This is a genomic window from Candidatus Methylomirabilota bacterium (assembly GCA_036005065.1).
Lineage (GTDB): Bacteria > Methylomirabilota > Methylomirabilia > Rokubacteriales > DASRDR01 > DASYQW01.
In genome coordinates this window covers 22,952-29,500 of record DASYQW010000210.1, presented here as the reverse complement: position 1 = coordinate 29,500, position 6,549 = coordinate 22,952, and the positions used below count along the sequence as shown (strand labels likewise).

Sequence of the window (6,549 nt, the reverse complement as noted above, 5' to 3'; positions counted from 1 at the left end):
AATCACCAGCGCGTGGAGGACGAGCGCGCTGGCGTCGCTTCGCCGGCCGGCGCCCAGCGCGCGGGCCACCGCCGCGCTGACGCCGCCACCCATCCCGCCCGCCGACATGGTCTGCATCAGCATGATCAGCGGAAAGGCGAGGGACACGCCGGCCAGCGCGTCGGCGCCCAGCCAGCCGAGGAAGTACGCTTCGCCCGCGTTCACCGCCGCCTGGACGGCCATCACGACGACGTTGGGCGCGGCCAAGCGCAGCAAGGTCGGGGCGATCGGGCCCTCGAGGAGCAGCCGGGTGCGATCGGCGACCGGGCGCGCGGCGGACGCGTTCACGGCAGGCGCGACGGCCCGCCCGCCGATCAGCCGCTCATCGATGGCCATGGGGAAGCTCGGTGGCGCGTCACGCGGTGGCCGCCGCCATCCGCTCGTGCCGCTTGGCGCGGGCCCCGATGCGTAGGGCCAGCAGGGCGGCCAGGACGCAGAGGGCCCCAGCGATGAGGAAGGCCTGCTCGTAGGTGCCCAGCATCGTGCGCAGCGTGCCCGCGCCAAGCGCCGCGGTGGCGGCCCCGATCTGGTGCCCCGCCACGATCCAGCCGAACATGATCCCGCCGTCCTCCTTCCCGAAGGTGTCCGTGGTCAGTCGCACGGTCGGGGGCACCGTGGCGATCCAGTCCAGGCCGTAGAAGACGGCGAAGATGGACAGCCCGAAGAAGAACACCTGGTCCAGGGCGAATGGCAGGTACATCAATGACAGGCCGCGCAGCGCGTAGTACCAGAACAGGAGGTGCCGGTTGCTCCACCGGTCGGACAGCCAACCGGAGAGCGTGGTCCCGGCCAGATCGAATATTCCCATGGCCGCGAGCAGGCCCGCCGCGTGCACCTCCGGAATCCCGGCATCGATGCAGGCCGGGATCAAGTGCGTCCCGATCAAGCCGTTGGTGCTGAGCCCGCAGATGAAGAACGTGGCAAACAGCAGCCAGAAGTCTCCCGACCGCATTCCCGTGGCCAGCACGCGCAGCGTGGTGACGGCCGGATTCCGGCGGACCGGGGACGCCGCCATCGAAGCCGCCCCCGATTCGCCATACGGCCGCAGGCCCACGTCCGCGGGCCGATTCCGCATCCAGAGGAACACGACGGGAATCATGAGCGCGGCGCCCACCGCCACGAGGGCCACCGTGGCGCGCCATCCGGCATGTTCCGCCACGTAGGCCATGACGGGCAGGAAGACGAGCTGCCCGGTGGCATTGCTGGCGGTGAGCAGGCCCATCACCAGGCCCCGCCGCTCGGTGAACCAGTGGTTCACGATCGTCGCCGCCGTGGCCAGGGCCATCATGCCCGTGCCCGTGCCCACCAGCACGCCCCACAGCAGCACCAGCTGCCACGGCTTGGTCATCCGGGTCGTCAGTGAGACGCCCACCGCCAGCAGGGCGAGGGACGTCAGCACGATCCGGCGGGCGCCGAAGCGGTCCACCAGGGCGGCGGCAAACGGTCCCATCAGGCCGAACAGCACGAGGTTGACCGAGACGGCCAGCGAGACCGTGGCGCGCGTCCACCCGAGGTCCTTCTCCAGCGGCACCATGAGCACGCCCGGTGCGGAGCGGATGCCCGCCGCGCCCAGCATGGTGACGAACACCACCCCCGCCACGACCCAGGCGTAGTGGACGTGGCGGTCGGGCGTTGACGCGGCGGTGGTCATGGAACCGTCCTCCGTCGACTCATGGCCACCACGGGGTGCCGTCGTCAGCGCAGGCCGCCGGCGATGACGAGCGTCTCGCCGGTGATCCACGCCGCATCTCGGGAGGCGAGGAAGACGGCGGCCGGCGCAATGTCCTGCGTCTGGCCGATGCGGCCGAGCGGGGTCTGCGCCTCGAGCTGTTTGCGGAAGTCGCTCGCGGCCAGGCCCGCCGCCTGGACCCCTTCGGTCTCCACCATGCCGGGGTTGATGGCGTTCACTCGAATGTTGCGCGCGCCCAGCTCCTTGGCTAGTGACTTGGTGACGGCATCGACGGCCGCCTTGGTGGCGCTGTAGACCGCGGCGTTCGGAGGCGGGATGGTGCTGACGATGGAGCTGATGTTGATGATGCTGCCGCCCGCGGCGCCGAAATATCTCACGGCTTCCTTCGACGCGAGGATCAGGCCGAGCACGTTCAGGTTGAAGAGCTTGTGGAAGTGCTCTTCGGTGACGTCCTCGAGCGGGGCGAACTCGTAGACGCCGGCGTTGTTGACCAGAATGTCGAGCCGGCCGAAGACCTTCTTCGTCTCAGCGAAGAGACGGCGGATCTCCGCCGGTCTCGAGACGTCGGCCTGAACGGCAATGGCCCTTCCGTGGTTGCTCGCGATCTCGGCGACCACCCGGTCGGCGCCTTCCCTGCTGGAGGCATAGTTGACGACCACCACGGCGCCCTCGGCCGCCAGCTGCTTGCCGATAGCGGCGCCGATCCCCTTGGACGCGCCGGTGACGATTGCCACGGTGCCCTCGAGCTTCCCCATGTTCTTCATCCTCTCTCTTGGCGCACGGCGCCCGGGAGCGATCACAGCCGGGGTCCCCACCCGCGGGGTCTGCGGCTCAGGCGCGCGCGGTCACGATGGCCTGGAGCACGGCCTTGGGGGCGGCCCCGACCACCCGATCGACGACCTGGCCGTTCCTGAAGAACAGGATCGTCGGGATCGACCGGATGCCGTATCGGGCCGCGATCCCGCGGTTCTCGTCGACGTTGACCTTCCTCAGCGTCACCCGGCCGTCCGGCGCCTCCGCCAGCTCCTCGAGGAGCGGCGCGATCGCCCGGCAGGGGCCGCACCACTCCGCCCAGAAGTCCACCATCACCAGCCCCTGGTTCGCGCCGAGCGCCTCGTCGAAGGTCTGCTCGGTCAGGTCGATGGTTTCGGGCACTGCGCCATTCCGCCTTCGATCCATCAGGGCTACCTCCTGCCCCTTCAGATGCCGGCCCGGGCCGGGGGGATTCGAGAGTGTATGCATATGCATTCACAGAGCATGCATCTACATGCAAGCCCCTTGCCGGTCAGGGCGGCGGCTGGTAGCATGACGTCATGGCTCGAGGCGCGACCATCCGGACGACCGGCCAGGATGCCGAACGGCTGTCCCCCTGTGTTTGCAGCGCCCTGCGCATGGTCACGCGGGCCGTCACCCAGCTGTACGACGACGCCCTGCGACCGAGCGGCCTGCGGGTGACCCAGTTCAGTATCCTCGCGACGCTGGCGTGGCTCGGCGAGGCCAACCTCAGGCAGCTCGAGGACCGGCTCGCCATCGACCAGACGACCCTGACGCGTAGCCTCACCCGCCTCGAGCGGGACGGCGTGATCGAGCGGGTTCCGCACCCCGACGGACGCATCAAGGCCATGCGACCCACCGCCAAGGGGCGACGGCTTCTCGAAGTCGCGCGACCACTCTGGGCCCAGGCGCAAGAGCAAGTACTCCGGGAATGGGGACCGAAGGCCTGGACGAACGCCAGGCAGCGACTGGCCCACTTGCTCGACGTCGCCAGGCGCCATCGAGGCCAGCGGCGCGGGCAGTCCAGCCGCGTGCCGGCAACCCGAAGGCGAGCGCCTCGGTTGTGGCGGTCGTCGAGCTGATCCCCGTTCCAGCGTCGTCGTGAACGACGCCGGCTACGGCGACGTGGCGGCGTTCGAGCAGCTGAGCGCGGAGCGCTTCGAGGCGGTGGTCGACACCAACTTCTATGGCATCGTCTACGTGACCCGGGCGGCGCTTCCGATCATGCGGAAGCAACGAAGCGGCTGCATCCTTCAGATCTCGTCAGTAGGCGGGCGCCTGGCCCTCCCCGGCAGCACGGCCTATCACGCGGCCAAGTGGGCGGTGGGTGGGTTCACCGAATCCCTGGCCCAGGAAGTGGCCCCCTTCGGCGTCAAGGTGTGCGCGCTCGAGCCCGGCGGCATGCGGACGAACTGGGGCGCCCGCGCGCACTTGATCCACAGGTCACCGATTCGTCTCACTCGCCTACCACTCCCACAGCGCCGTGAGCGGGACCGCCTGGAGATTCGGACCGAAGGCCGCCGCCTGGCGGCCGAGGTAGAGCACGAGGCCGCGATGGAACCGGCGACCGGCCAGCTCGGCCAGCGCCTTGAGTCCCTTGAAGTCCTCGGCGGTCGCCGTCTGGGCGGATCGCACCTCGACGCCGACCACGTGGCCGTCCCGCTCGAGGACGAGATCCACCTCGGCCCCCTTGGGCGTCCGGAAGTGAAAGAGCTGCGGGGGATCCGGATGCCAGGACGCCTGCTTGAGCAGCTCGAGCCCGACGAAGTTCTCGAGCAGGCCGCCCCACAGGACCGGCTCGCCCAGCAGGCGCGCCTCGGTCAGCTGGAGCAGCGCCGCCGCGAGCCCCGTGTCGACGAAGGCCACCTTCGGCGCCTTGGTGACCCGGCTCCCCAGATTCGTGGCCCAGGCCGGCATCAGCCGGACGAGGAACGTCGTCTGAAGCAAGGTCATGTAGCGCTGGAGCGTGGCATACGGGAGCCCGATGCCCCGGCCGATGTCGGCGAGGTTCAGCAAGCTCGCAATCCGTGACGCCAGGAGTGTCAGCAGATCGGGCATCGCCGTGAGCTTGTCGATGTGGGCCAGCTCTCGGACGTCCCGCTCGAGGACGGCCGTGACGTACGACGCGAACCACCGCCGGCGCCGGGCCTCGGGCCGGCCGTAGGCGTCCGGGAAGCCACCGCGGAGGATCCGGCGCGCGATCTCGGTGCGGTCCGGGGGGCCCGGCGCCTTCGGGAGGCGACCGGCGAAGGCCGCGTCCAGGAAGCCCTCGCGCCGGCTCTCGATCTCCCCCTGGGACAGCGGGTACAGGGTGAGGAGCTCCATACGCCCGGCGAGGGACTCCGAGACCCGGGGGACGACGAGCACGTTGGCCGACCCCGTGAGCAGGAAGCGGCCCGGCCGGCGCCGGCGATCGACGGCGACCTTGACGGCGAGCAGCAGGTCCGGTGCCCGCTGCACCTCGTCGACGACGGTCAGCTCGTCGAAGGGCGCGAGGAAGCCCATCGGATCCCGCCGGGCCGCCGCCAGCGTGGTGGCCTCGTCCAGGGTGACGTAGCGGTCCGGTGGGACGAGCGTCTGGGCGAGCGTGGACTTCCCCGCCTGGCGCGGGCCGACCAGAAGCACCACGGGGGTGTCCCGGAGAGCCGCCGTGACCGTCTCGGTGACGTGCCGCCGGAGCATGGGTATATTCTACCCATTGAATGGGTGATTTTCACCCATCGTTTGGCAAGTGTCCACGGCGTGCCGACGCCAGGCCGCAATCGCGTCGACCGAGCTGAGCCCGGATCGCCCGCTCTACCTCGCGCCTGTGCCCCCACTCTCAGAACACCATGCGCGCAGAAGCCGACCACACCATGAACCTCCCGTCCTGCCTGCCAGCCAGCGCCAGCACAACGGCCCTCGACCGGCCTACCGCCGGCGCGCTTGACGGGTGGGTCGTGCCTCCTCATACTGCCGACCGGCGAAAGCGTGGTCGTGGCTCGGGGAGGAGGACCGAGTTCATGGCCCAGCAGCTCATCGAGTTGGTCGAGCAGTTCTGCATCTATCAACGCAAGCAGCGCGGTCGCACGGAAGGAGGCGTGAAGGCCTACCGGTGGAACATCGAGCAGTTCCTCGCGTTCCTCAAAGCTCGCGACGGTCGGCTCGCCCGGATGGCCGACCTCACGACACCGACGATCCAGGCGTGGCTGGACGAGATGGCGGCCAGCGACCTGGGCGTCAACACCCTGCGGTGCCGGCTCTCCACGCTGTCGAGCTTCTGCGGCTGGCTCGTCAAGCGTGGGCACCTCGTGGCGAACCCGACTGTCCCGATCGATCGGCCGCCACGCGAGGCAGCGCTCCCGTTGCCCGCGGCGGTGATGGCCGTCCTGAAGCTCTATGTCGAGCACGTCCTGACCCCGGAGTGCGAGAAGGTCACGCCCGACACGCCGCTCTTCTGGTCGACGTGGGGCCGGCGGCGGGTGGGCCGGACGCGGCAGCCGATGGCCGGGAAGAACATCTGGCGGCTCTGCAAGACGTACGGACGGCTCATCGGCTACCCGGAGCTGCGGCCGCATGCGCTTCGGCACGGCGTGGCGGTCGAGGTGCTGGAGCAGCGGCATGACCTCGAGGAAGTCCGCGCGCTGCTCGGCCACGCGCGGATCGACACGACCCAGATCTACACGCGCATCCGGCCGCCGCAGCTCAAGCGTGCCGTTGCCTTCTACGAGGCGCAGGCGCAGCGGATGCTGACGCGGTGAATCGGGTTTGAGGACGCTTCGCGATTGTCCTCAAATCGGGGAGTGAAAATCTCAACGAAGGTCGAATGGTGGCTCCAACGGGATTCGAACCCGTGTTTCGGCCTTGAGAGGGCCGCGTCCTAGACCGGGCTAGACGATGGAGCCGTCGCGCGGGGCGCCGGCGGAGAAGAAAAATGGCTGGGAGAGGAGGATTCGAACCCCCGCTACGTGGTCCAGAGCCACGCGTCCTACCGCTAGACGATCTCCCAGCGCAGGCTCATTCTAGCGGCGGCCCGGGCGACAGTCAAGGCGGCGTGCCCGCTGTAT

7 protein-coding genes, 2 tRNA genes and 1 pseudogene are annotated in these 6,549 nt (G+C 69.5%); 3 read left to right on the top strand and 7 right to left on the bottom strand.

All coding sequences use genetic code 11. The features are described from left to right. The 4 genes from VGW35_15625 to trxA form a co-directional block, all read right to left on the bottom strand. A partial coding sequence (locus tag VGW35_15625; GenBank protein ID HEV8309089.1) for an MATE family efflux transporter occupies nucleotides 1–375 on the bottom strand: 375 nt, incomplete at its 3' end. 19 nt (nucleotides 376–394) lie between these two features. Beyond that, the gene (locus VGW35_15620) at nucleotides 395–1,690 is read right to left on the bottom strand and encodes an MFS transporter (protein ID HEV8309088.1); all 1,296 of its coding nucleotides are present in this window, start codon (nucleotides 1,688–1,690) and stop codon (nucleotides 395–397) included. 44 nt (nucleotides 1,691–1,734) lie between these two features. After that, the gene (locus tag VGW35_15615; protein HEV8309087.1) at nucleotides 1,735–2,484 is read right to left on the bottom strand and encodes a glucose 1-dehydrogenase; all 750 of its coding nucleotides are present in this window, start codon (nucleotides 2,482–2,484) and stop codon (nucleotides 1,735–1,737) included. A gap of 76 nt (nucleotides 2,485–2,560) precedes the next feature. Further along, a complete protein-coding gene (gene trxA, locus VGW35_15610; GenBank protein HEV8309086.1) occupies nucleotides 2,561–2,908 on the bottom strand; it encodes a thioredoxin in 348 nt (115 codons plus the stop codon). Nucleotides 2,909–3,042: 134 nt separating this feature from the next. Between trxA and VGW35_15605 the strand changes: the two genes are divergently transcribed. Continuing rightward, nucleotides 3,043–3,585: a MarR family winged helix-turn-helix transcriptional regulator gene (locus tag VGW35_15605; GenBank protein HEV8309085.1), complete on the top strand. Its 543-nt coding sequence runs from the start codon at nucleotides 3,043–3,045 to the stop codon at nucleotides 3,583–3,585. Nucleotides 3,586–3,598: 13 nt separating this feature from the next. Next, nucleotides 3,599–3,931 (top strand): annotated as a pseudogene (locus VGW35_15600) (SDR family NAD(P)-dependent oxidoreductase). Between the two features lie 36 nt (nucleotides 3,932–3,967). Here the strand turns inward: VGW35_15600 and VGW35_15595 are convergent. Next, nucleotides 3,968–5,185, bottom strand: a complete 1,218-nt coding sequence (locus tag VGW35_15595) for an ATP-binding protein (protein HEV8309084.1) — start codon at nucleotides 5,183–5,185, stop codon at nucleotides 3,968–3,970. Between the two features lie 320 nt (nucleotides 5,186–5,505). Between VGW35_15595 and VGW35_15590 the strand changes: the two genes are divergently transcribed. Beyond that, nucleotides 5,506–6,243 (top strand): tyrosine-type recombinase/integrase, encoded by a 738-nt coding sequence (locus VGW35_15590; GenBank protein ID HEV8309083.1) that lies wholly within the window; start codon nucleotides 5,506–5,508, stop codon nucleotides 6,241–6,243. Between the two features lie 66 nt (nucleotides 6,244–6,309). On the opposite strand, the gene VGW35_15585 is transcribed toward VGW35_15590, so the two are convergent. After that, a tRNA-Glu gene (locus VGW35_15585) sits at nucleotides 6,310–6,387 on the bottom strand. A 30-nt stretch (nucleotides 6,388–6,417) separates the two neighbouring features. Then, nucleotides 6,418–6,491, bottom strand: a tRNA-Gln gene (locus tag VGW35_15580). Between the last annotated feature and the right edge of the window lie 58 nt (nucleotides 6,492–6,549).

Excerpts from the sequence above, each read along its gene's own strand:
- VGW35_15615 (HEV8309087.1), bottom strand. The coding sequence starts at position 2,484 with ATGGGGAAGCTCGAGGGCACCGTGGCAATCGTCACCGGCGCGTCCAAG.
- VGW35_15605 (HEV8309085.1), top strand. The coding sequence starts at position 3,043 with ATGGCTCGAGGCGCGACCATCCGGACGACCGGCCAGGATGCCGAACGG.
- VGW35_15620 (HEV8309088.1), bottom strand. The coding sequence starts at position 1,690 with ATGACCACCGCCGCGTCAACGCCCGACCGCCACGTCCACTACGCCTGG.
- VGW35_15590 (HEV8309083.1), top strand. The coding sequence starts at position 5,506 with ATGGCCCAGCAGCTCATCGAGTTGGTCGAGCAGTTCTGCATCTATCAA.
- VGW35_15595 (HEV8309084.1), bottom strand. The coding sequence starts at position 5,185 with ATGCTCCGGCGGCACGTCACCGAGACGGTCACGGCGGCTCTCCGGGAC.
- trxA (HEV8309086.1), bottom strand. The coding sequence starts at position 2,908 with ATGGATCGAAGGCGGAATGGCGCAGTGCCCGAAACCATCGACCTGACC.